The organism is Streptomyces venezuelae (assembly GCF_008642315.1).
Lineage (GTDB): Bacteria > Actinomycetota > Actinomycetes > Streptomycetales > Streptomycetaceae > Streptomyces > Streptomyces venezuelae_D.
Map to the genome: position 1 here is coordinate 762,848 of NZ_CP029192.1, position 26,874 is coordinate 789,721.

Genomic DNA, 26,874 nt, shown 5'->3' on the forward strand with positions numbered 1-26,874 from the left:
GAATTCGGCTCCGCGCACCCGTCAAGGATGTCCAGGAAGCCGCACTCACCACCGCACGAGGAGTTCGTCGACGCCGTAATTGGGCGTCCAGGTGCGGAAGCGGATTTCTTCGGCGGGCACCGCGAGGGTCAGTTCGGGGAACCGGCGCAGGAGCGCCGGAATCGCGATGCGGAGTTCCACGCGGGCAAGGACCGCGCCGATGCAGTGGTGGACGCCGTGGCCGAACGCCAGATGCCCGGAGTTGTCGCGGGTGATGTCGAGCGTGCCCTGCGGTACGCCGTTCGACGGGGCGCCGCCCGCCGGGTCGCGGCTCACCGCGAGCAGCGAGCAGATCACGGACTCGCCCGCCCTGATCAGCTGCCCGCCGACGGTCACGTCCTCCAGGGCGGTGCGGGGTGTGGCGTTCTGCACCGACGAGACGTACCGGATGAGTTCCTCCACCGCGGAGTCGAGCAGGTCGGGCCGGTCCTGGAACAGGGCGAGCTGGTCGGGGTGTTCGAGGAGGGCGAGCGGTCCGAGGCCGAGCATGCCGCCGATGTCCTCCAGGCCCGAGCCCATGATGGCGGCGGACATGCCGGCCAGCTCCTCGTCGGTCAGGTCGTCGCCGTGCCGCCGGATGAGCATGCCGAGCAGGTCGTCTCCGGGGTCGCGGCGCTTCTGCCGCACCAGCCTGTTCATGTACGTCATGTACGCGTTCACCGCGGCCCGTTGGCGTTCGCGTTCCTCACGGCTGGTGTGCCGGCCGAAGCCGGTGCCGGTCCTGCTGATGTTGAGGTTTCGGGCGATCTCGGCCGCGTCGTCACGGGGCACTCCGAGGAGCGCGCAGCCGACCAGGCCGGGGATGGGCCAGGCGAAGTGCCGGACGAGGTCGGCGGGCCTGCCCGCCCCTTCCAGCGCGTCGAGGCAGTGCTCGACGATCTCCTCGATGAAGGGCTCCAGCCTGCGGATGCGCCGCATCGTGAACTCGGGGGTGAGCATCCTGCGCAGCCGCGTGTGCTCGGGCGGGTCGTACTGGCGCAGGTTGCCGACCTCGATCTGGCGCTTGCCGCCGGTCCTGCCGTCGTCGGCCGGCAGCATGCTGAACCGGTCGTCGCCGAGGACGGCCCGCACCTCGTCGTATCCGGTCGCGAGCCAGTGACGGCTCGGGGCGCGCCCGCCGGTGTCCAGTTCCACGAGCGGGGTGTGCGCGCCGAGTTCGACGAGTTCCGGCACGGGTTCGATGCCGTTCCTGCGGGTGTGCGCGGACGTGCTCACTGCCTTCGACATTCCGGGGCCCTTTCGCCCTTTCACTCTTCGGCTCGTTCGTTCTTCGGCTCTTTCGTTCTTTCTTTCTCCGCGTGGCGGTGACAGCGCCGCCCTGCCGTGCCGGGAATTCCGTTTCCGTCACCGGAGTTTTTCCGCGACGATGCCTCCGATCCGTGCCGAAGGCGCGGGCTGCAGCATCGTGTAGTGGCTCGCGGCGATGTCGTGGGACTCGATGTCGCCGGCGATGTAGGGCCGCCAGCTCTGGCCCGAGAGCGCCGCGGTGGTGTCCGCGGGCCGGTCCTCGGTCGCGACGAAGAGCAGCAGGTCGCCCCCGAAGCGGCGCGGCGTGTGGCGCGGGGTGAGCCGCCCCACGTTGTCGATGACCTCGCGCATGTTGGCCCTGAGTCCCTCGTCCATGTCCTGGCCGATGTTCTCGTCGGGCGGCAGCCCCAGGTTGCTCGCGCGCGGCGTCGTGGTGTCGCCCCGGCCGCCCTCGGCCTGGACCTCGCTGTACTGGGCCCCGCCGAACTCCTCGGGATATCCGTCGATCACCGCGAGGAGCGCGACCTGTTCGCCCTGTTCCTCCAGGTGTGTGGCGACGGCCTGGGCGATCAGGCCGCCGAGGGACCAGCCGAGCAGGTGATAGGGGCCTTCGGGCTGGACGGTCCTGATGCGCTCCGCGTAGTCGGCCGCCATCTCCTCCAGGCTCTGCGGCAGCGGCTCCGGTTCGGCGAGCCCGCGGGCCTGCACGCCGTACACGGGCCGGTCCTGCGGCAGGTGCCGCAGCAGCGCCGCGTACGCCCAGCTCAGTCCCGTACCGGTGTGCATGCAGAACAGCGGCGGAAGACCGCCCTTGGGCCGCAGCGGCAGCAGCATCTCCAGGTCGCCGTGGTCGCCGCCCGCACGACGTCCGACCGTGCGGGTTCCGCCGCGCCCCCTGCCGTGCAGGGTGAGCAGACCGTCGGCGCCCCGCCTCGCGCGTTCACCGGTGTGCAGCATCCGCTCGCCTCCGGCCGCCGTGAAGGGGCAGGCGACGAAGCGTTCACCGGTGAGGCCGGGCGCCTCCGCGTAGCCGCGGGCGAGGGACGGACCCGCGATGTACAGGTCGCCGGTGCCGCCGGGCGGGACCGGGCGGAGGTAGTCGTCGAGGACGTAGGCGCGCGTGTTCGGCACCGGGGTGCCGGCGGGGGCGCGGCCGGGCAGGGCTTCCCCCGGCTCTGTCCGGTGGTCGAGCCAGGGGCCGCCGGTCTCCGCCGCGCCGCGGGCGGTGACGAGGGTGGTGCGCGGGTGTGCGGCCAGCCAGGTACGGGTGTCGTCGACGGCCGCTTCGCCTTCGCCGTCGACGACGGTCACCTCGGCGAAGGACACCTCGTCGGCAGTGGCCAGCAGGTCCCGGGAGGTGACCAGACGTTGTGCGCCTGCCGGGCCGGCGGCCGGTGCCGCGGCATCGCCCGGTACGCCGAGCCGGACCCCGCCGCCCGCGCACAGGGCGGAGAGCAACGGTGTCAGGAGCGCGGACACAGGAGCCCGTACGTCGAGGAACGTCACCCCGTCGTGCGTGGGCGCCGCGTGCTGGTGGTGCACGGCGTGGTCGACGAGCGTCCGGTGTTCGACGACGGCGCCCGCGACGGTGCCGTCCGCGCCGTCCGGTGCCGGGGCGCCGAGGACGAGTGCGGCCTGCCGGGGCAGGGGCGCCGGCAGCGGTGGGCCGGACTGCGGTGCCGCGCCGTCGACGGCGGGGAGCCTCGGGTCGTCGAGGAGCAGGAAGGGCACGGTCACGCCGTCGCCGAGGAGCGGGGCCAGGGCGAACGTGCAGACGAGCGCGGCGGGTGTGACCTGCCGCAGGCACGACGCCACGTCCTCCATGGGCCGGTTCGGGTCGGCGATCAGGCAGGCGGCACCGGACCTGAGCACACCGAGGACCGCGACGACGAGCCCCGAGGTGGGCGGCAGCGCGAGGACGACCACGTCCTCCGCTCCGATGCCCTGGTCGGCGAGGCGCCGGGCCAGCCGTTCGGAGGCGGTGTCCAGCGCGCCGTGGGTGAGCAGCCCGTCGTGGTCCATGACGGCGACGGCGTCGGGGGCCAGCGCCGCCTGTTCGGCGAGCAGCTCGACGACCGTGCCGTCCGGGTTCGGCGCCGCGGTGGCTTCGCGGGCGTCGAGGACCTGGCCGCGCTCGGCCTCGTCCAGGAGGAGTTCCACCTGGCTGAGCCGCAGTTCGGGGTCGTCCGACACCTGCTGGAGGACGCGGGTCAGCCGCCGGGCGAGCGCGGACGCCGTGGACCGGTCGAACAGCTCGGTGGCGTAGCGGAGCGCGCCGTCGGCCCCGTCCGGGCCGCTGTCGGAGCCGTGCCGCTCGGTGAGGGCGACGACCAGATCGGGGTGGGCTGCCGGGGTGCCCACCGGCAGACGTGTGGTGCGCAGACCAGGCAGCTCCGGCGACTCCCACATCTCGGCGGAGTCGCTGAGGATCTCCAGGACCACCTGGAACAGCGGGTGCCGGTGCCCGGCGGGCAGCGCGAGAGCGTCGACGAGCCGCCCGAAGGGCACGTCCGGGTTCTGGACCGCGCGCTGGTACGAGTCCCGTGCGCGGCCCAGCAGTTCGCGGTACGTCGGGTCGCCGGACGCGTCCGTACGCAGGACCAGCGGGTCGGCGAACGGGCCGACGACGCCGTCCAGGTCGCCCTCCTCGTCCCGGCGCGGCAGCACCGTGCCCAGGGTGAGGTCGGTGCCCGCGCCGAGGCCGGAGAGGAGCAGCGCGAGCGCGGCCTGCACCACCATGAAGAAGGTGGCGCCGTCGGCCTCGGCGATCTCCGTGAGGCGGACGTGGGTGGCGCTGTCGAGCTCCAGCGGCACCTCGTCGGCGCGGTGCGAAGGCAGCGCGGGCCGGGGCCTGTCGGCCGGGAGCTCCTGCTCGGCTCCGGCGTCCGCCAGGGCCTTCTTCCAGTAGGCGAACTGCTCGCCGATCAGGCTGTCGCGGTCCTCCTCGTCCCGCAGCATCTCCTGCTCCCAGAGGGCGTAGTCGGCGAACTGGAGGGGCAGCGGCGCCCGTTCGGGTGCACGTCCTTCCCTCCGGGCGCCGTACGCGGCCGCCAGATCGCGGACCAGGACGATCAGTGACGCGTCGTCCGTGGCGATGCGGTGCACGACGAGGAGCAACACGTGCTCGGTCTCCGTGACCGCGAACAGGCGTGCCGTCCACGGCGTCTCACGGGCGAGGTCGAACTCGTGCCCCGCGTGGTCGGCGAGCAGGCGGGGCAGCTCCTCCCCGGTCGCGTCGGTCACGGGCAGGGCGGGGCGGGCCGCCTCGGCGCCGGGTTCCAGGACGCACTGGCGTACGTCGTCGGCGCCGAGCGACGCGTTGGTGCTGTCGGCACCCTCGTCCGGGCCGCCGGCACCCGTGTCCGGGCCGACGAACACCGTGCGCAGGATGTCGTGCCGTGCCGCGACGTCTCCGAGCGCCGCCGCCAGCGCGTCCCGGTCGAGCCTGCCGCCCAGGCTCAGCGCGATCGACACCCGCTGGGCGGCCGAGCCGGGGTTGGCGGCGGCGAGCCGCCACGTCCGCAACTGCCCCGCGGTGACGGGTATTTCCTCCGGATGGTCGACGGGCCGCAGCTCCGGGAGCTCCTTGGAGGTGAGCATGCGGGCCACGCCGAGCGGCGTGGACTCGCCGAAGAACCGTCGCATGCTCAGCTCGCTGCCGAGCTCCTCACGGATCCGCGCGGCGAGGCGCATGGCCAGGCCCGAGTCGCCGCCCAGGTCGAAGAAGTTGTTGTCGACGCCCACCCGTTCCAGGCCGAGCACCTCGGCGAAGAGCGCGCACAGGGTCGCTTCGAGCTCGGTCTCCGGCTCCCGGCCGGAGATGCGGCCGGCGAAGTCGGGCCGGGGCAGGGCCGCGCGGTCGACTTTGCCGTTGGCGGTCAGCGGCAGCGTCTCCAGCATCACGACGGAGGCGGGCCGCATGTAGTCGGGCAGCACCCGCGCCAGGTGGTCCTGCACCGACTGCATGTCCAGGTCCTCGGTCTCGGCCACGACGTAGCCGACGAGGCGTTTGTCGCCGGGCCGGTCCTCGCGGGCGATCACGGCGGCCTGCCGCACCTCGGGATGGGCGGCCAGCGCCGCCTCGACCTCACCGGGCTCGACGCGGAATCCGCGTACCTTCACCTGCTCGTCCGCGCGCCCGACGAACGACAGCTGCCCGTCGTCCGTCCAACGGGCCAGATCCCCGGTCCGGTACATCCGCTCCCCGCCGCCGACCCCGTCCCTGCCCTCGGCGAACGGGCACGCCACGAACCGCTCAGCGGTCAGATCCGACCGCCCCACATACCCACGGGCCATCCCGGGCCCGGCCACATACAGCTCCCCCGTCGCCCCGACCGGAACCGGGTGCAGGAAGCCGTCCAAGACATATGTCCGCACGTTGTCCAGCGGGCGGCCGATCGCCGGGGGCTTGTCCTGCGGCCTGATGTTCTCGTCCACCGGTCCCGCGGTGGCCATCACGGTGGCTTCGGTGGGGCCGTAGGTGTTCCACACGCGTGACTGTGTCGTCCACCGGCTCGCCAGGGCCGCGGTCATGAGTTCCGCACCGAGGACCCAGGTGCCGATGCCGGGCACTGAGGCGGGGTCGAGCATGGTGAGCAGGGAGGGCACGACACTGGCCGTGGTGACACCGGCCGACTCGATCATGTCCGAGAGCGCGGAGGGCTCGGCCCGCTCGTCGGCGGAGGCGATCGCCAGCGTGCCGCCACCGGACAACGTCACCGCCACGTCCAGCACCGCCGCATCGAAACTGAACGACGCGAACTGCAACACCGAGACACCCTCAGCCACACCCAGCACCGGACCCATCGCCGCCGCCAGATTCGCCACGCCCCCGTGCGCGACAGCCACACCCTTGGGACGCCCCGTCGAACCCGACGTATAGATCACATACGCGAGTTGGTCAGGTGACAGCCTCACATCAAGGGGCGCCTCCGAGCACCCGACGTCCTCCTCGTCCAGCAACACGACCCGCACATCACCGACCGACACCCCCGCCAGACTCTCCCCCGCACCCACCACAACCCGCGCACCACTGTCGGCCACCATGAACGACAACCGATCAGCCGGATACTCCGGATCCAGCGGAACGAACGCACCGCCCGCCTTCCACACCCCCAACTCCCCTACGATCATCTCCACACCACGCGGCAGACACAGCCCCACACGAGACTCGGGACCAACCCCAAGCCCCACCAGACGCCGAGCCAACCGATCCGCCCGCGCCTCCAACTCCCCATAGGACAGAGCCTCCTCACCACATCGCGCCGCCACCGCATCAGGCGCGTTCCGCGCATGGGCCGTGAACAGCTCAGGGACGAGGGTGTGCGGGTGGGACACGGCGGTGGTGTTCCACTCCTCCAGGACGCGTGCTCGGTCGGAGGCGTCGGAGAGTTGCAGCCTGCCGACGAGTGTCCCGGGATCGGCGGCCATCTGCCGCAGTGCCCGCAGGAGCCGGTCGAGGAGCGCGTGGGCCGTCGGCTCGTCGAAGGCGTCCGGGCGGTAGGTCAGGCGCATGCGCAGGCCGTTGAGGGGGTCCACGACCAGGCCGAGCGGGTAGTTGATCGACTCGCGCATGCCCGCTTCGGTGAGTTCCACTCCGGCGGGGCCCGGCTCGCGGGTGCCGCCGTCTTCCTGTGTGGACGCGTCGGCCCCGGTGGGGAAGCTCTCGAACGCCATGAGCGTGTCGAACGTCGCTCCGCGTCCCGCCACGCGCTGGATGTCGCCCAGGCTCAAGTACTGGTGGTCCATCAGGGCGGACTGCCGACCCTGGACGTCCGCGAGGACCTCGGCGACGGTGAGTGCGGGCGCGAACCACACCCGTACCGGCACGGTGTTGATGAACAGGCCGAGCATGTTCTCCATGCCCGGCAGGTCGGCCGGGCGGCCGGCGACGGAGGCGCCGAACACGACGTCCTGGCGGCCCGCGAGCTGCCCGACGACCAGGGCCCAGGCGGTCTGGACGACGGTGTTCAGCGTCACGCCCTGGGCGCGGGCCAGTTCGCCGAGACCGCGGTCGAGCGCCGGTCCCGCCACGGCGAAGACCTCGCCGGACGCGGCGTCCGGGTCCGGCGCGGCGACCGCGCCCGGCGCCATCGGCACGACCTGCGTCGGCTCGTCCGCTCCGGCCAGCTCGGCGCGCCAGGCTTCCTGCGCCGCTTCCTTGTCCTGCTGTCCCAGCCAGGTCAGGTAGTCGCGATAGGGGGTCACGGGCGGCAAACCGGCCGCGGTGCCGCCGGCTTCGTAGCACGCCCACAGTTCGCGGCGCAGGACGGGCAACGACCAGCCGTCGAGCACGATGTGATGCAACGTCACCATCATGCGGTGGCGGTTCTCGCCGGTCTTGGCCAGGAGCACCTTCACCAAGGGTGGCTTCGCCAGGTCGAAGCCCTTGGCGCGGTCCTCCTTGCCGAGCCGTTCGGACTCCTCCCACGCCGCGTCCTCATCGAGCTCGGACAAGTCCTCCTCGCGCCACGGCAGAGTCGCCCGGTCCGCGACGACCTGTACGGACTGCCCGGAGCCCGCCACCTGGCGGAAGCCGACCCGCAGGCTGGCGTGCCGGTCGAGGAGCGCCTGCCAGGAGGCGCGCAGGCGTGCGGGGTCGAGCGGCCCTTCCAGGCCCACGATCATCTGCTCGACGTACACGTCGGTGCTCTGCCGGTCGAACAGGGCGTGGAAGAGGAGGCCTTCCTGCAGCGGTGAGAGCGGCCAGATGTCGACCAGGTCCGGTGCGGCCGTCTCCAGCTTGTCGATCTGCGGCTGGTCGAGCGTGACGAGCGGGAAATCGGAGGGGGTGTGGCCGCCCGCGGTGGGCTCTTCGACGTGAGCGGCCAGGCCGGTCAGCATGGCGGCCCAGGCCTCGACCAGAGCCCGGGCGGCCGTCTCGTCGAGCAGACGGTCCGGTGCGTCGAGGGTGAGAGTGAGGCGTGGTCCTTCGGGGCCGTCGTGGACGACGCCCGCGAGCTCCAGCGGGTGCGCCACGGGGAACCGGCCGTCCGCGGGGCCCCGGTCGTCGCCCACCGGTGCGTCGGCGCCGCCGTCCGCCGGTCCTGACGGGAGGCGGCCGAGGTAGGTGAAGCCGATCCGGGCGGTGGGCAGGGCCGCGAGGCCTGCGGCGGTCTCCGGGTTGAGGTGGCGCAGCAGGCCGTGGCCGAGGCCGTCGCCGGGCACCGCGCGCACCTGTTCCTTCACGCGTTTGACGGCGATGCCCGCGTCGGGGCCGCCTTCCCGGAGGTCCTCGAAGTCGGGCTTTCCGACGTCGAGCCGCACGGGATGGGTGCCGGTGAACCAGCCGACCGTGCGCGAGAGGTCCATGGTCTCGGAGAGGGCGACACGCCCGTGCCCTTCGACGTCCACGAGGAAGCCGCCCTCGGGCACGCCGTCGTCGGCCCACTCCGCGACGGCCGCGGCGAGTCCGGTCAGGAGCACGTCGTCGACGCCCGCGTGGAACGCCTCCGGTACGCCGGTCAGGAGCGCGGAGGTGACGGGGGCGGGGACGGTGACCGATACGCGCCGCACGGTGTCGGCGAGGTCGAGCGCCGGGTCCGGGGGCAGGGCGGTCAGCCGCGGGTCGGGGCCCTGGAGCAGTCGCGTCCACGCGTCGAGCTCCGCCGTCCGTTCGGAGCTCGTCGCCCGGTCGGCGAGGGCGCGGGCCCAGTGCCGGAACGACGTGGGCACGGGGGGCAGTTCGGGTGTGCGGCCGGCCGCGGTCGCGGCGCAGGCCTGCTCCAGGTCGGGCAGCAGGATCCGCCACGACACGGCGTCCATGACGAGGTGGTCGACGACCAGGACGAGCCGCCCGGGACGGTCGGGGCCCGGGTCGATCCAGACCGCCTGGAGCATGACTCCGGCGCGCGGATCGAGCCGCGCCACCGCCGCGCGGGTCTCCTCGGCGATGACGCGGGGCAGGTCTTCGGGGACCGTGCCGGTCGCGTCGTAGCGGCGTACGAACGACCCGGCGGGTACGGTGCCCGGCCCGGACACGACGAGGCGCCGCTCCGGTTCCGTTTCGAGTCGGGCGCGCAGCACGTCGTGGTGGTCGACGACCGCCCGCACCGCGTCGGCCAGGGTCTCGGCGGTGAGGCCTGCCGGTGCCTCGACGACGGCGGTCTGGAAGACCCGGCCCGCCGCCTCCACGCCGACGCGGTCGAGCAGTTCGTGCATGACCGGTGTGAGCGGGACCTCGCCGGTGCCGGAGTCGCCGCCGCCCGCGGGCGTGGCCTGCGTGGGGACGGCGACCAGCGCGAGGGCTGCCGGGGTGCGGTGCTCGAAGACCTGGCGCGCGGTGACGGCGAGACCGGCGCGGCGGGCGCCGGACACCAGCATCATCGACGAGATGGAATCGCCGCCGAGCGCGAAGAACGAGTCGTCGGCGCCGGGCCGTTCGATGCCGAGCACCTCGGCGAACAGGTCGCACAGGACGGTCTCGACGGGTGTACGCGGGGCACGGCCGCCGCGCACGGCCAGCTCGGGGGCGGGCAGCGCGGAGCGGTCGAGCTTGCCGTTGACGGTGAGGGGCAGGGCGGCGAGGACGACCGTCGTCGCCGGAACCATGTAGGCGGGGAGGCGGGTGGCGGCGAAGGCGCACAGGGCTTCGGTGTCGAGCGCACGCGGCGCTCCGGAGCCGGGCTGCGCGTCCCCGGCCGCCGGCACCACGTACGCGACGAGGCGCTTGTCGCCGGGCAGGTCCTCGCGGGCGATCACCGCCGCTTCGCGCACGGACGGGTGCGCGGCGAGGACGGCCTCGACCTCGCCGGGTTCGATGCGGAAGCCGCGCAGCTTGACCTGTTCGTCCGCGCGGCCCGCGAACGACAGCTGTCCCTCCTCGGTCCAGCGGGCCAGGTCGCCGGTGCGGTACATGCGTCCGCCCTCGCCGAACGGGCACGCCACGAACCGCTCCGCCGTCAGGTCGGACCGTCCCACGTAGCCGCGCGCGACGCCCGGCCCCGCGACGTACAGTTCGCCGCTGACGCCCGGCGGCACCGGCCGCAGGAAGCCGTCGAGGACGTAGGTCCGCATGTTGCCGAGCGGGCGCCCGATGGGGGGCGGGGCGTCCACGGGCTTGATGCCCTCGTCGACGCGGCCCACCGTCGCCATCACGGTGGCCTCGGTGGGGCCGTAGGTGTTCCACAGCCGGGCCCGTCCCGCCCAGCGGCTCGCGAGGTCGGCGGTCAGCCACTCGCCGCCGAGCACCCAGTTGCGTACGCCCGCGACCGCTGCGGGGTCCAGGGTGCGCAGCACGGACGGCACGACGCTGGCCGCCGCGACGCCGGTCGCGCGGATCATGCCCGCGAGCGCGTCGGGTTCGGTGCGCTCCTCGGCGGACGCGATGGCCAGGGTGCCGCCCGCGGCCAGGGTGACGGCCACGTCGAGGACCGCTCCGTCGAAGCTGAAGGAGGCGTACTGCAGCATCACGACGCCGTCGCGCAGGTCGAGTGCGGGCCGCATCGCCTCAGCCAGGTTCATGACGCCCCGGTGCGCGAGGGCGACGCCTTTGGGGCCGCCGGTGGAACCCGATGTGTAGATGACGTACGCGAGTTGCTCGGTGCCGACGGGCAGGCCCAGCGGTTCGGCGGGCTCCGCCGCGATCATCCGCGCGGTCCGCTCCTCGTCGAGGACCACGAGGCGGGCGGTGCCCACCGGCACGTCGGCGCGGGTCGTCCCGGTGGCCAGGACGATGTCGGCGCCGCTGTCCGTGATCATGTGGTGCAGCCGGTCGGCCGGGTGGTCGGGGTCCAGCGGGACGAAGGCGCCGCCGGCCTTCCACACCGCGAGCTCCGCCACGATCATGTCGGTGCCGCGCGGCAGGCAGAGGCCCACACGGCGTTCGCGGCCGACGCCGAGTCCCGCGAGGTGGCGGGCGAGCCGGTTCGCGCGCTCCTCCAGTCCGCCGTACGTCAGGACGTCCTCGCCGCAACGCACGGCGGCCGCGTCCGGCGCCCTGCGCGCCCGCGCCTCGAACGCCTCGACGACCGACCCGGCCTCCGACGGGCGACCGGTCGCGTTCCAGCGCTCGGTCACCGCGGACCGCTCCGCCGGTTCCAGTACGTCGATGTCGCCGACGCGGGCCGTCGGGTCGGCCGTGATCTGTTCGAGGACCCGTACGAAGCGCCGGACGACGGACTCCGCCGCGGCGTGGTCGAACAGGTCGGGCCGGTGGTCGAGTTTGAAGCGCATGCGGTCGCCGCCCGGGACGGCGACCAGGGTGAGCGGATAGTGCGAGGCGTCGCGGGACGCCTCCGCGGGCCTGATCGTCACGGCGTCGGGCCCTGGCTCGGGGCCCGCGGGCGGCAGCGGATAGTTCTCGTACAGGACGAGTGTGTCGAAGACCGCGGCGGGCCCGGCGAGCTTCTGCACCTCGGCGAGCCCGACGTGCTGGTGCGCGATCAGGCCGGACTGGGACTCCTGAAGCCGCGCGAGGAGTCCGGCGACGGGCTGTCCGCCGTCGAGGCGCACGCGGACCGGCAGGGTGTTGATGAACAGGCCGATCATCGACTCCACGCCCGGCAGTTCGGCGGGGCGGCCCGCGACGGTGGCGCCGAAGACGACGTCCGTGCGTCCGGCGAGGCGGGCGAGGACGAGGGCCCACGCACCCTGCACCACGGTGTTGACCGTCAGCCCGTTGGTACGCGCCAACTCGCCCACGGATCGCGTCAGTTCGGCCGAGAGTTCCCTGTGCACCTGGTCGGGCAGCACCGGGGCGCGGCCCGGGTCCTTCGGTGCGACGAGCGTCGCCCCGTCCGCTCCCGCGAGTTCGGCCCGCCACGCGTCACGCGCGGCTTCCTTGTCCTGACGGCCGAGCCACGCCACGTACTCGCCGTAGGGCGCCACCCGCCCCAGCACGGAGGCGTCGCCGCCCGCCGCGTACACCTCGGCCAGTTCCTTCAGGAGGACCGGCATCGACCAGCCGTCCATGAGGATGTGATGGAACGTCACCACGAGTCGGTGCCGCCGTTCGCCGAGACGCACGAGCAGGAGGCGCAGCAGCGGCGGCACGGCGAGGTCGAAGCGCTGCGCGCGTTCCCGTGCGGCGAGCCGGCCGATCTCGGCGAGCGCCTCGGGCTCCACGAGTGCGCTGACGTCCGCCTCGTTCCAGGGGAGCGTGACCTTGCGCGGGATCACCTGGACCATGCGGGCGCCGGTCACCGGGCGGAAGCAGGCGCGGAGCGCCGCGTGCCGGGTGAGCAGCGCCTGCCACGACGTCCGGAGCCGGTCCGTGTCCACGGGCCCTTCGACGTCGAGGGTCGACTGCACGGTGTAGACGTCCGGGCCCTGGTCGTCGTAGGAGGCGTGGAAGAGCATCCCCTCCTGCAGCGGTGAGAGGGGCCACACGTCCTCGACGAGGGATCGGGGTCGGGTCGTCATCGCTCTGTCTCCTCACAGCGCCCGGGCCTGTCGGCCACGGCTTCTATGGCATCTATGGCTTCTCGCCTGCGAATCCGGCTTCGAGCTCCTCGATCTGGTGCTGTGCCAGGTCCAGGAGGCGGAAGTCGGACGGGGTGTGGCCGCCTGCCGTGGGGTCGGCGGTGTGGTCCGCGAGTCCGGCCAGCATGTCCAGCCAGGCCCTGCCGAGCCGTTCGGCGTCGGCGTCCTCGATCAGCCGGTTCGCCCAGCTCAGGGTGATCGTCAGTACGGGTCCTTCGGTGGTGTCCCGGACCACCGCGCCGGCGTCCAGTGCGTGGGTGGCGGGCATGTCCGGGTCGACCGAGCCGCCGATCGCGGTGTCGCCGGCCATCTCCCACGGGCCGGGCGGGCCCGCGGCGCGACCGCCGCCCGCGGCGAACCGGCCCAGGTAGTTGAAGCCGATCTGTGCCGTCGGCGCGGCCTCGAATCCGGCGCGTGTCGTGGAGTTGAGGTGGCGCAGCAGTTCGTGGCCGAGTCCGTCGCCGGGCACCGCCCGCGCCTGCTCCTTGACGGCCTTCACCAACGTACCGGCAGCCCTGCCACCGGCCCTAGCGCCGTCCAGGTCGACACCGGTCACGTCGAGGCGGACCGGCCTCACGCCGGTGAACCAGCCCACCGTCCGCAACAGGTCGACGCCGGTGCCGACGCCGTCGAGGGGGTGGCGGCCATGGCTCTCGATGTCGACCAGGAGCCCGGACGCGGTACCGGGCCGTGCCCGCGCGACCGCCCCGGCCAGGGCCGCGAGCAGCACGTCGTCGACGCCGCAGTGGAAGGCGGCGGGCGTACGGCCCACGAGCGTGGCGGCGTGCTCGGGCGGCACGGTCCAGGAGCGGTGGCGCAGAGTGCGTACGGTGTCCGTGGCCGGGTCCAACGCATGTACGGAGACGCGCTGTTGCTCGGTTCCGAGGAGCGCCAGCCACTCCTCGGCCTCCGCGGTGCGCCGCGCGTCGACGGCTTCGGCGGCAAGCAGCTCCGCCCAGCGCCGGAACGAGGTGCCGACGGCTTCGAGGCGGGGCGCCCGCCCCTCGGCCGCGGCTTCGCACGCCGCCCGCAGGTCGGGGACGAGGATGCGCCACGACACGCCGTCGACGACGAGGTGGTGCACCACGAGGACGAGGCGTCCGGTGCGGTCCGGCCCGGCGTCCACCCATACGGCGCGGGCCAGAACCCCGGCGGCGGGGTCGAGCTGCCGCGCTGCCTCCTGGGCTGCTCGGGCGGCGGTGGCGTCGAGTGAGGGGGCGGGGGTGGTGCGGTCGTCGGGCGCGGTGGGGTCGTTCGCGTCGACGCGTGGGATGCCGGTGGCCGCGTCGGCGCGTGCGGTGAGGGCTGTCGCGTCGACGCGTGAGACGAGCGGCGTCGCGTCGACCGAGCCCCGCTCGCCGACGACGAGCCGGGGCTCACCGGGCACCGTGCGGGCGCGCAGCATGTCGTGGGTGTCGAGGAGGGCCGCGAGGCCCGAGGCCAGCGTGTCGAGGCCCAGGCCCGCCGGGGCGCCGACGACCACCCACTGCGCGAAGCCGGGGCTCGTGGCCCGTTCGCCCAGCGCGTGCATCACGGGGGTCCACGGCACCTCGCCGACGCCGATGTCGTCGGGCGCCTCCTCCGGTTCGGCGGCCTCCGCGACCTGCGCGAGACGTTCGGGGGTCTTCTCCTCGAACACCTGCCGTGAGGTCAGCAGCAGCCCGGCCCCGCGCGCCCGCGAGGCGAGCTGCATGGACATGATCGAGTCGCCGCCCAGCTCGAAGAAGCCGTCGTCGACACCGACCCGTTCCAGGCCGAGCACCTCGGCGAACAGGTCGCACAGGGCCCGCTCGGTCGCCGTGCGCGGGGCACGTCCCGTGACCCGCTCGGCGAAGTCGGGCGCCGGGAGGGCGGCCCGGTCCACCTTCCCGTTGCGGGTCAGCGGCAGCCGCTCCAACGGGACGAACGCCGCCGGGACCATGTACTCCGGCAGCCGGTCGCGCACGTACGCGGCGAGGCCAGGGGGTACCGGGGCGGGGGGTGAGGTGTTGCTGCGGGTGGCTGCGGTGGGGTTGGTGACTTCGGTGGCTGCCGTACCCCCGGCCCCTCCGGCCGCCCCGGCCGCGCCTGTGACGACGTACGCGATCAGGCTGTGGGCGTTCTCGGTGCGGTCGCGGCGGGCCACGACGACGGCCTGGGCCACCTCCGGGTGCGTGGCGAGCACGGCCTCGACCTCACCCGGCTCGATGCGGTGTCCCCGGATCTTGATCTGGTCGTCGGCGCGGCCGGCGAAGACCAGTTCGCCGCCGTCGGTCCACCGGGCCACGTCACCCGTGCGGTACATCCGCTCCCCCGCCCCGAACGGGCAGGCCACGAAGCGCTGCGCGGAGAGCCCGGGGCGCGCCAGGTAGCCGCGGGCGAGCCCCGCCCCGGTCACGTACAGCTCACCGGTGACGCCGGGCGGCACGGGCAGCAGGAAGTCGTCCAGAACGTAGACCTGCGTGTTCGCCATCGGGCGGCCCAGGGGCACGATGTCGCGCCCCGGCACCAGCGGCTCGCTCATGGCGGCACAGACCGTCGTCTCGGTCGGCCCGTACGCGTTGACCATGCGCCGCCCGGCCGACCACCGGTCGACCAGACCGGGCGGGCAGGCCTCGCCGGCCACCACGAGGGTTTCGAGGGTCTCCGGCAGCGTGTCCTCGACCGCGAGGACGCTCGGCGGCACCGTCACGTGGGTGGCGCGCGAGGCGCGGAGGGCGGCGTCCAGCGAAACCCTCGGCGGGAGTTCGTCCGCCGGGGCGAGGACCAGCGTGCCGCCCGAGAACAGCGCCATGCAGAGTTCCGAGACGGCCGCGTCGAAGCTGAGCGACGCGAACTGCAGGACGCGCGAGTCCGCCCGCACACCGAAGCGGTCGATCTGGGCCCGCGCGAGGTTCTGCAGGCCCGCGTGGGTGACGACGACGCCTTTCGGGGTGCCGGTGGAACCAGAGGTGTAGATGACATACGCGGCATGCGACGGCAACAACACCCCCAACCGCTCCCCCTCCTCCAACGGACCCGGCGCACACCGCCCGATCTCCGCCGCCACCACCGGGTCATCCACCACCACGACCCGACCCCCGAACCCCTCCGGCACCACACCCCGCGACCCCACCGTGCACACCACCACCGACGGACCCACATCACCCACCACAAACCCCACCCGCTCCACCGGATAACCCCCATCCACCGGAACGAACACACCCCCCGCCAACGACACCCCCAACAACGCCACCACCAAAGACACAGACCGCTCACCCACCACAGCCACCCGCACCTCAGGCCCCACACCCAACCCCACCAAAAACCGCGCCATCCGCCCCGCCCCAACCCCCAACTCCTCGTATGTCACACGCACTTCACCCGACACCAACGCCACCCCACCCGGCGACACACCCACCTGCCGGGCGAACAACTCGGGAAGCGGCACCCCCGCGACCGACTCGTCCGTGGCGTTCCACTCCCGTACGACCGTCGCGCGCACGGCGGTGTCGGCCACGTCCAACTGCCCGACGGGGGACTGCGGATCGGCGACCAGTTGCTCGAGGATCCGTGTCAGTGAGGCGATCATCTGCTCGGCACGGGCGCGGTCGCACACGTCCGGCCGGTGGACGAGATCGCCCTGCATGGGCGTGCCCGGCGACACGACGAAGGTCAGCGGGTAGTGGCCCATGTCCTGCGGCGCGCCCGTGGGGCGGATGGTCAGGGAGGCGGGCCTGGTGCCTGCGGAGGGTGGGTGAGGGTAGTTCTCGTAGACCACGAGGGTGTCGAACTCCGCTCCGGGGCCGAAGAGTCGGCGGATTTCCGACAGCCCTACGTGCTGATGGGCCATCAGTGCTACCTGTCGATCCTGGAGTTCCGCCAGCATGTCGGCCACGGGCTGCCGGGCGTCGAGTCGCACGCGCACCGGCAACGTGTTGATGAAGAGGCCTACCGCCGACTCGGCGCCCGGCAGATCGGTGGGCCGCCCCGCGACGGTCGCGCCGAACACCACGTCGTCGCGCCCGGCGAGACGGGCGAGCAGCAGCGCCCAGGCGCCCTGCACCAGCGTGTTCACCGTCAGGCCCCGATCGCGGGCCAGCGCGGCGACGTCGCGTGACAGGTCCTCGGGGAACGCGAACCGCACGCGCTCGGGCACGACCGGCACGCGCACCGAGTCCGCGGGCACGACGAGGGTCGGCTCGTCCAGGCCCGCGAGCTCCGCACACCAGGCCTGCCGGGCCACGTCACCGTCCTGCCGCCCGAGCCAGGCGAGGTACTCGCGGTAGGACGTCGCCGCCGGGAGGTCCCGTTGGTCGCCGCCCGTGGCCGGCGCTTCGTACACGGCGGTCAGATCGCCGATGAGGACGGGCAGGGACCAGCCGTCCATGATGAGGTGGTGGCTGGTGATGATCAGGTGGTGACGCTGCTCGGCGAGCCGGATCAGCAGCAGCCGCATCAGCGGTGGCGTGGTGACGTCGATCCGCCGCGCCCGCTCGCGCTCGGCGAGGCGCTCGGTCTCGGCGTGTGCCTCGGTCGGCGACAGGTGGGACAAGTCGGCTTCGCGCCACGGCAGTTCGACGTCGCCATCCACGATCTGTACCGCCTCGCCCGAGGTGAGGCGGTGGAAGCTCGCCCGGAGGATCGGGTGTCGGCGCAGCACCGCCTGCCAGGCCGCGCGCAGGCGGGCGGCGTCCAGCGGGCCTTCGAGCTCCAGGGCCCGCTGGCCTTCGTAGACGTCGGGGCCGCTCTCGTCGTACGTGGCGTGGAAGAGCATCCCTTCCTGCAGCGGCGACAGCGGCCATACGTCGGCCGGGGCCGGCACCGCCGCCTCCAGTTCCTCCACGTCCGCCTGTGTCAGGGCGGTGCCGAGGAGAGGGAAGTCGGTCGGGGTGTGGCCGCCCGCGGTGGCGTCGGCGACGGTGTGCCCGGCGAGGCCGCCCAGCATGGCGACCCAGGTGCTGCCGAGCCGCTCGGCCTCCGCTGTCGGCACCAGATCGCCCGCCCAGCTCAGGGTGAGCGTCAGCTCAGGGCCGTCGGGTGTGTCGCGGACGGAGACGTTCGCTTCAATAGCGTGCTGGAGCGGCATGTCCGGGGGGACGGTGCCGCCGATGGCGGTGGTCTCGCCGGTCAGCTGCCAGGCAGCGTTGGGTTCCGTCGTCGGGGCGGCCGTCGCGAAACGGCCCATGTAGTTGAAGCCGATCTCGGGGGCGGGACGGGCGCCGAGGACGGGCGCCGTTTCCGGGTTGAGGTGGCGCAGTAGTTCGTAGCCCAGCCCGTCACCGCCCGGGACCGCGCGCAACTGCTCCTTGACCACTTTCAGCAGCGCACCCGCCGCAGGTCCGCCGTCGAGGACCTGGGTCAGGTCGATCCCGGACGTGCTCGTCCGCACCGGGTGCGCACGGGTGAACCAGCCCACCGTGCGGGACAAGTCCACACCGTTGTCACCGAACGGCTCACGCCCGTGCCCCTCCACATCGATCAGGAGCCCCGCGGCCACCTCCGGCCGCAAGTACGCGACCGCACCCGTCAACGCGGCCAGCAGGACGTCATCGACACCGCAGTGGAAGGCGGCCGGCATCCTGCCGAGCAACGCCCCCGCCTGCTCCGGCGGCACCACCCAGGAACTCCGGTGCAGGGTACGGGCGGTGTCGACGGCCGGGTTCAACGCTCGGTGCGTCAACGGCGGTACGTCGTCGCCGAGCAGGGCCAGCCAGTCCGGGAGCTCGGCGACCCGGTGCTCGCCGGTTGCCTCCGCGGTCAGCAGTTCCGACCAGCGACGGAACGACGTACCTACGCCGTCCACCGTCTGCTCGCGCCCCGCGGCCGCCGCCTCGCACGCCGCCCGCAGATCCGATACCAGTACGCGCCATGACACACCGTCGACCACCAAGTGATGCAGTACGAGGGCTAGTTGACCGGGACGGTCGGGCCCGCCGTCCGCCCACACGACCCGCACCATCTCACCGCGCACCGGATCGAGCCGCCCGGCCGCCGCACGTGCCAGCTCGCCCACATCCACGCCACCCGCCGACGCGTCCACACGCTCGATCAGACTCGCCGCGTCGATCGACCCGGGCTCTTCGACGATCAGCGTCGGCTCGCCCGGAACCGTACGGGCCCGCAGCATGTCGTGCCCGTCGAGCACCGCGCCCAGGCCTGCCGTCAGAACGTCAGGCCGTAGCCCCGCCGGTGTGCCGAGCACCACCCACTGCGCGAATTGCGCACTCGTGGCGCGCTCGCCGAACGCCCGCATGACCGGTGTCCACGGCAGCGCGCCGACCCCGACATCGGCGACCGGCGGGGCGGCCCCGGATGCTTCCGTCACCGCGACCAGCGCCAGCCGCTCCGCGGTCTTCTCCTCGAACACCTGGCGTGGCGTGAGGATCACACCTGCCTGACGTGCGCGGGAGGCCAGTTGCATGGAGCTGATGGAGTCGCCGCCCAGCTCGAAGAACCCGTCCCCGACGCCGACCCGCTCCAGCCCCAACACCTCGGCGAACAGCCCGCACAGCACGCGCTCGGTCTCCGTACGCGGCTCACGCCCCGTAACCCGCCCGGCGAAGTCCGGCGCCGGAAGCGCGGACCGGTCCACCTTCCCGTTCACCGTCAACGGCAGCCCGTCCAGCACCACCACCGCCGCCGGAACCATGTACTCCGGCAACCGCCCCGCCACATACACGCGCAACGCCCCGGCATCCACCTCACGCCCGCCGTCCAGCACCACATACCCGACCAGCCGCTTCTCGCCCCCCGGCACATCCTGCCGAGCCACCACAACCACCTGACCGACCGCCTCATGCCCGGCCAGCACCGCCTCGACCTCACCCGCCTCCACCCGGAACCCGCGCACCTTCACCTGCTCATCCGCACGCCCCACGAACAGCAACTCGCCATCCGCCGTCCACCGCACCAAGTCACCCGTGCGATACATCCGCCGACCGGCACCGCCCCCACCACCTGCACCACCCCCATCACCGAACGGGCACGCCACGAACCGCTCGGCCGACAGCCCCTGCCGGTGCAGGTACCCGCGCGCCAGACCGGGCCCCGTCACGTACAGCTCGCCCACGGTCTCCGGCCCCACGGGTTTCAGGAAGTCGTCGAGCACGTACGCCCGGGTGTTGATCAGCGGGCGGCCGACCGGCACGGGCACGTCCTCCGTCGCCTGCCCTCGTCCGCGTCCGGGGCGGAGCGGCTCGCTCATGGCCGCGCAGACGGTCACCTCCGTCGGACCGTAGGCGTTGACGAGGCGGCGGTCCGACCATCGCCGCGCCAGCCGGGGCGGGCACTCCTCGCCGGCCACCACCAGCGTCTCCACGGTGTCCGGCAGCGCGTTCACGGTTCCCAGGACGGACGGCGGCACCGTCATGTGCGTGATGCCGAACTCGGCGGCGATCTCCTCCAGGGAGCCGTGCGGCGGCAACCGGTCGCCGTCGGCCACGACGAGTGCCGCGCCGGAGAGCAGGGCCATGCACATTTCGGAGATCGCGGCGTCGAAGCTCCAGGAGGCCAGTTGCAGGACGCGTGAGTCCGGGCGTACGGCGAAGCGTTCGATCTGGCCGGCGGCGAGGTTGCCGATGCCGCCGTGCGTGACGACGACGCCCTTGGGCGTGCCCGTCGAGCCGGACGTGTAGATGACGTACACGGGATCCGACAGGTGGCAGGCGGCGGGCGAGGGGAGCGTTGCCGTCTCGGTGGCCGACCCGGCGGTGTGGGCGTTCCCCGACCCGCCGTCCGACTCGTGGGCGTCGAACACCCACCGCTCCGTCCTCGCATGCGTCTCCGGTATCACCGGCTCCGTCGCGGTCGTGCACACCACGAGCGCGGGATCCGCGTCGGCGAGAACGTGGGCGATCCGCTCGGCCGGATACGCCGGGTCGACCGGCACGAACGCCGCTCCGGCCCGCACCACGCCCAGCAGCACCGCGACCACGTCCACGGAACGTTCCATGACCACGCCGACCAGGTCGCCCCTGCCCACCCCGCGCGCACGCAGGCCCTGCGTCACGCGGTCGGCGGCCCGGCCGAGTTCCGCGTACGTCCACCGCCGGTCCGCCCCGATCACGGCGGGCGCGTCGGGGGTGCGGCGCGCCTGGGCGTCGAACAGTTCACCCAGCGTGCCGGCCGCGACCGGCCGGTCCGTGTCGTTCCACCGCTCCACGACGGCGGTGCGCTCCGCCGTTCCGAGTACGTCGATGTCACCGACCCGCGTCGTCGGGTCGGCGGCGATCTGTTCGAGGACGCGCGTCAGCTGCCGCCCCACTTGGAGGGCGCGCTGTCCGTCGAACACGTCGGGCCGGTACGTCACGCGGACCTCGATGCGGTCCTCGGGGACGACACCGATGGCCAGGGGGTAGTGCGTGCCCGCCTGACTGCTGAGCTGGGTGAGCGTGACCGGGGCGACGGAATCGACGGAATCTGAGAGGCGGGAGGCGTTCCGGGGGTAGTTCTCGACCATCAGCATCGTGTCGAAGACGGCGCCGGGTCCGCCGAGTGCCTGGATCTCGGCGAGGCCCGTGTGCTGATGGGGCATCAAGGATGCTTGACGCTCCTGCAGTTGAGTGAGAAGTGTCAGGACGGATGCTCGCGCGTCCAGGCGTACGCGCACCGGCAAGGCGTTGATGAACAGCCCGATCATCGACTCGACGCCAGGAAGCTCCGGGGGCCGTCCCGCCACGGTCGTGCCGAACACGACGTCCGTGCGCCGGGAGAGCCGTGCGAGGACGAGCGCCCATGCGCCCTGGACGAAGGTGTTGACGGTCAGCCCGTGCGAGCGGGCGAGTGCGGTGATGGCGCGCGTGGCCCTGCCGGACAGCCGTACGGAGCGCTCCTCGGACAGGACGAGGCCGCCGGGCAGGTCGGCCGGTGCCACGAGGGTCGGCTCGTCGGCTCCGGCGAGCTCGGCCCGCCAGGCGTCCCGCGCGGCCTCCTTGCTCTGCCGCCGCAGCCACGCGAGGTAGTCCCCGTACGAGGCCGGCCTGGCCGTAGCGGCCGCGGCGCCGCCCGCCGCGTAGATCGCCGACACCTCGTTGAGCATGAGGGGCGTCGACCAGCCGTCGGCCACGATGTGGTGGCTGGTGACGACGAGCCGGTGCCGTTCCGCGCCCAGGCGGATCAGAACAAGCCTCAGGAGGGGGGCGGTCGTCAGGTCGAGTCGTTGCGCCGCCTCGTTCTCGGCAAGGCGGTCGGCCTCGGCGAGTGCCTCGTCCGGGTCGAGATGCGACACGTCGACCTCTGTCCAGGGCAGTTGTACGTCCCGGGCCACGACCTGCACGGCTTCGCCGGAAGCGAGACGGTGGAAGCCGGCGCGCAACGCGTCGTGCCGCGCGACCAGCGACTCCCAGGCCGCGCGCAGCCGCCGGGCGTCCAGCGGTCCGTCGACGGCGAGCACGCGCTGGCTCTGATAGGCGTCCGGACCCTCCGCGTCATAGGTGGCATGGAAGAGCATGCCTTCCTGAAGCGGCGACAGCGGCCATACGTCGGCCGGGGCCGGCACCGCCGCCTCCACCCTGTCGACGTCGCCCTGCGTGAGTGCGGCGGCGCCGAGCAGCGGGAAGTCGGAGGGCGTGTGCCCGCCCGCGCCGGGGTCGTCCGCCGCATGGGCGGCCAGGCCGCCCAGCATCGCGGCCCACGTACTGCCGAGCCGCTCGGCCTCGCCCTGCGCCAGCACGCCGTCGGGCCAACTAAGCCGCAGCTCCAGCTCAGGGCCGTCGGGGGTGTCGCGGACGGAGACGTTGGCTTCAATAGCGTGCTGGAGCGGCATGTCCGGGGGGACGGTGCCGCCGATGGCGGTGGTCTCGCCGGTCAGCTGCCAGGCAGCACCCGGTCCCGAGGTCGGGGCGGCCGTCGCGAAACGGCCCATGTAGTTGAAGCCGATCTCGGGGGCGGGACGGGCACCGAGGACGGGCGCCGTTTCCGGGTTGAGGTGGCGCAGCAGCTCGTAGCCCAGCCCGTCACCGCCCGGGACCGCGCGCAACTGCTCCTTGACCGCCTTCAGCAGCGCACCCGCCGCAGGTCCGCCGTCGAGGACCTGGGTCAGGTCGATCCCGGACGTGCTCGTCCGCACCGGGTGCGCACGGGTGAACCAGCCCACCGTGCGGGACAAGTCCACACCGTTGTCACCGAACGGCTCACGCCCGTGCCCCTCCACATCGATCAGGAGCCCCGCGGCCACCTCCGGCCGCCAGTGCGCGACCGCACCCGTCAACGCGGCCAGCAGGACGTCATCGACACCGCAGTGGAAGGCGGCCGGCATCCTGCCGAGCAACACCTCCGCCTGCTTCGGCGGCACCACCCAAAGCTGCTGCCGCAAGGTGCCCACCGTGTCGATGCGCGAGTCCAACTCCCGCGTTGTGAGGGGCGTCTGGCCGTTGTCCTCACCGACCACACCGAGCCAGCCGTCGAGTTCCGCAGCCCGCCTCTCCTCGACAGCCTCCGCCGCCAACGACTCCGCCCAGCGCCGGAACGACGTACCCACCGGATCCAACTCCGGCACCCGCCCCCCGGCCACCGCCTCGCACGCCGCCCGCAGATCCGGTACCAGTACGCGCCATGACACGCCGTCGACCACCAAGTGGTGCAGTGCGAGGGCGAGTTGACCGGGACGGTCGGGCCCGCCGTCCGCCCACACGGCCCGTACCATCTCACCGCGCACCGGATCGAGCCGCCCGGCCGCCTCGCGAGCCAGCTCGCCCATGTCCACGCCCATCGCCGACGCGCCCATGCCCACGCCACCCGCCGACGCGTCCACACGCTCGATCAGGCTTCCGGCGTCAACCGCCCCCGCCTCGTCGACGATGAACCGCGACGCACCCGGCTCCGCACGGCCCCGCAGCATGTCGTGCCGGTCAAGGACCGCGCCCAGGCCCGCCGCCAGAACCTCGGGACGGAGCCCCGCCGGGGTTCCCACGACCACCCACTGCGCAAAGCCCGGCCACGCCGCCCGCTCCCCCAACGCCCGCATGACCGGCGTCCACGGCACCACTCCGGTACCGACGTCGGCGACCGGCGCGACCTCGCGCCCCGCCGCCTCCGCGACCAGCGCCAGCCGCTCCACGGTCTTCTCCTCGAAGACCTGGCGAGGCGTGATCACGAGCCCCGCGCGGCGCGCCCGCGAAGCCAGCTGCATGGAGCTGATGGAGTCCCCGCCCAGCTCGAAGAACCCGTCCCCGACACCGACCCGCTCCAGCCCCAGCACCTCGGCGAACACCGCACACAACGCCCGCTCGGTCTCCGTACGCGGCTCACGACCCGTAACCCGCCCGGCGAAGTCCGGCGCGGGAAGCGCGGACCGGTCCACCTTCCCGTTCACCGTCAACGGCAACGCATCCAGCACCACCACCGCCGGGACCATGTACTCGGGCAGCACTCCAGCCACGTATACGTGCAGCGACTCGGCATCCACCTCACGCCCGCCGTCCGGCACCACATACCCGACCAGCCGCTTCTCGCCCCCCGGCACATCCTGCCGAGCCACCACGACCACCTGACCGACCGCCTCATGCCCGGCCAGCACCGACTCGACCTCACCCAGCTCCACCCGGAACCCACGGACCTTCACCTGCTCATCCGCACGCCCCACGAACAGCAACTCGCCATCCGCCGTCCACCGCACCAAGTCACCCGTGCGATACATCCGCCGACCGGCACCGCCCCCACCACCTGCACCGCCCCCATCACCGAATGGGCACGCCACGAACCGCTCTGCCGACAGCCCCGCCCGCCCCGAGTAGCCGCGCGCCAGGCCGGACCCGGCGAGGTACAGCTCGCCCGTCGTGCCGGGCGGGACGGGGCGGAGGAAGGCGTCCAGGACGTATGCGTGGCGGTTGGCCGACGGACGGCCGATCGGCAGGACGCCGTCCATCGGCGCACCCGGCGGCAGAAGGTGCGTGATCGCGCAGAGGGTGATCTCAGTCGGCCCGTACAAGTGCCGTACCGCCACCCCCGGGCAAGCCTCCCGCACCCGCGCCACCGCTGCCGCCGGCACCACATCCCCACCCGTCAACACCTCACGCAGACCGGCAAAACACCCCGGGTCCCCCTCCGCCAGCACCCGGAACATCCCCGCCGTCACATGCACGGCCGAGACACCACCAGCAACGGCCGACCTCACACCCCCCGCATCCACCACACCCCCACCAGCGACGACCACCCGGCCGCCCGCCACCAACGGCACCCACACCTCGAACAACGACACATCAAACGCATGCGGCGCATGCATCAACACCGCATCACCGGGACCCATCGACCAACCCGAATCACCCACCAGACCCGCGACCGACCCATGCGGCACCACGACACCCTTCGGCACCCCCGACGACCCCGACGTGTACATCACATACGCCGCGTCCCCCGCACCAACCCACACCCCGGGCCCATCCCCATGACACGCGGCGATCACCGACACGGTCTCCGGGTCGTCGACCACCACGCGGCGGCCGGCCGCTGCCCGCTCCGGGACCAACCGGCTCGTGTGCCGGGTGCACACCACCGCCACCGGCGCCGAATCCGCCAGCAAGAACGCCACCCGCTCCGCCGGATACTCCACATCCACCGGCACGAACGCCGCCCCCGCCCGCCACACCCCCAGCAACACCACGACCAAATCCGCGGAACGCTCCATCGCCACCGCGACGCGGTCCCCGCGCCGCACTCCGACGTGCGTCAGATGCCGGGCCAGGCGCGCGGAGGCTGCGTTCAACTCGGCGTAGGTCATGGTCTGTTCGCCGTCCGTCACGGCCGGTGCGTCAGGCGTGTGGTGCGTCTGTCGGGCGAGCAGCTCGGGGACCGACGTGGCCGTCACCGGCCGCCGGGTCGCGTTCCACTCCTCGACGACCAACGACCGTTCGGTCTCGCCGGCCACGTCGATGTGGCCCACCGGTACCGACGGATCGGCCACGACCTGCTGAAGAACCCTGGTCAGTCGGTCGACGACCGACCGAGCGTGTGCGCGGTCGAAGAGGTCGGGGCGGTGGTCGAGCTTGAAGCCCATGCGGTCGCCCTCGGGGGCGACGACCAGCGTCAGCGGATAGTGCGCCGCTTCCTCGCCGCCGAGGAAGCGGATCGCGAAGGTGTCGGGTGCGGGCTCCCGCTCCGGGGGCCGCGGATAGTTCTCGTACACGATGATCGTGTCGAAGACCGATCCGGCCCCGGCGAGTCGCTGGATCTCGGGCAGTCCGAGGTGCTGATGGGCCATGAGACCGGCCTGGCGCCGTTGCAGGGCGGTGAGCATGCCCGACACGGGCTGCGCGCCGTCGAGGCGTACGCGGACCGGGAGGGTGTTGATGAACAGGCCGATCATCGACTCCACGCCCGGCAGTTCGGCCGGGCGGCCCGCCGCCGTCGCGCCGAAGACGACGTCCGTGCGCCCGGCCAGGCGGGCCAGGACCAGCGCCCACGCCCCCTGGATCACGGTGTTCACCGTCACCCCGAGCTTGCGGGCCACCTGCGCCAGGCCTGCGGTCAGCTCCTCGGAGACGTAGGTGATCAGGCTCTCCGGGGTCACGGGTGTCCGGCCCGGGTCGGCCGGTGCCACGAGCGTCGGCTCGTCGGCCCCGGCGAGCTCCGCACGCCAGGCGTCCCGGGCGGCTTCCTTGTCCTGGCGGTTCAGCCAGGCCAGGTACTCCCGGTAGGACGTCACTCGGGGCAGGCCGCGCGTGTGGCCGCCGTCCGCGTACACGGCGGGCAGTTCGTTGAACAGCACCGCCATGGACCAGCCGTCCATGACGACGTGGTGGCTGGTGACGACGAGGCGGTGTCGTTCCTCGCCGAGTCGTACCAGGAGCAGCCGCAGCAAGGGGGCGACCGCCGGGTCGAAACGCCGGGCGCGTTCGCCCGCGGCCAGCCGGTCGGTCTCGGCGAGAGCCTCGTCCTCCGCGAGACCGCGACCAGAGACGTCCACCAGCCTCCAGGGCAGTTCCGCCTCGCGCGCGATGACCTGCACGGCCTCGCCGGACTTGCGGCCCCGGAAGCTTGCCCGCAGCGCGCCGTGCCGCGCCAGGAGCGCTTCCCACGTCCTGCGCAGCCGGTCCACGTCCAGGGGGCCGACCAGCTCCAGCATCCGCTGCCCCTGGTAGACGTCCGGCCCCCGGTCGTCGAAGGCCGCGTGGAACAGGAGCCCTTCCTGCAACGGCGACAGCGGCCAGACATCCTCGACTACGGATCGGGTCATCGTCTCTGTCTCCTCACAGCGGCAACGGCGAGATG

3 protein-coding genes are annotated in these 26,874 nt (G+C 73.0%); all 3 read right to left on the reverse strand.

Annotation, left to right across the window (positions count from 1 at the left end; genetic code table 11):
* Nucleotides 1–45: 45 nt before the first annotated feature.
* On the reverse strand, nt 46–1,266 hold the full coding sequence (locus DEJ48_RS03475) for a cytochrome P450 (RefSeq protein WP_150214346.1): 1,221 nt from the start codon (nt 1,264–1,266) through the stop codon (nt 46–48).
* A gap of 117 nt (nt 1,267–1,383) precedes the next feature.
* Entirely contained in the window at nt 1,384–12,648 is an 11,265-nt protein-coding gene (locus tag DEJ48_RS40155) for an amino acid adenylation domain-containing protein (RefSeq protein WP_150214348.1), read from the reverse strand.
* A 52-nt stretch (nt 12,649–12,700) separates the two neighbouring features.
* Nucleotides 12,701–26,839 (reverse strand): non-ribosomal peptide synthetase, encoded by a 14,139-nt coding sequence (locus DEJ48_RS03485; RefSeq protein WP_150214350.1) that lies wholly within the window; start codon nt 26,837–26,839, stop codon nt 12,701–12,703.
* Nucleotides 26,840–26,874: the final 35 nt, after the last annotated feature.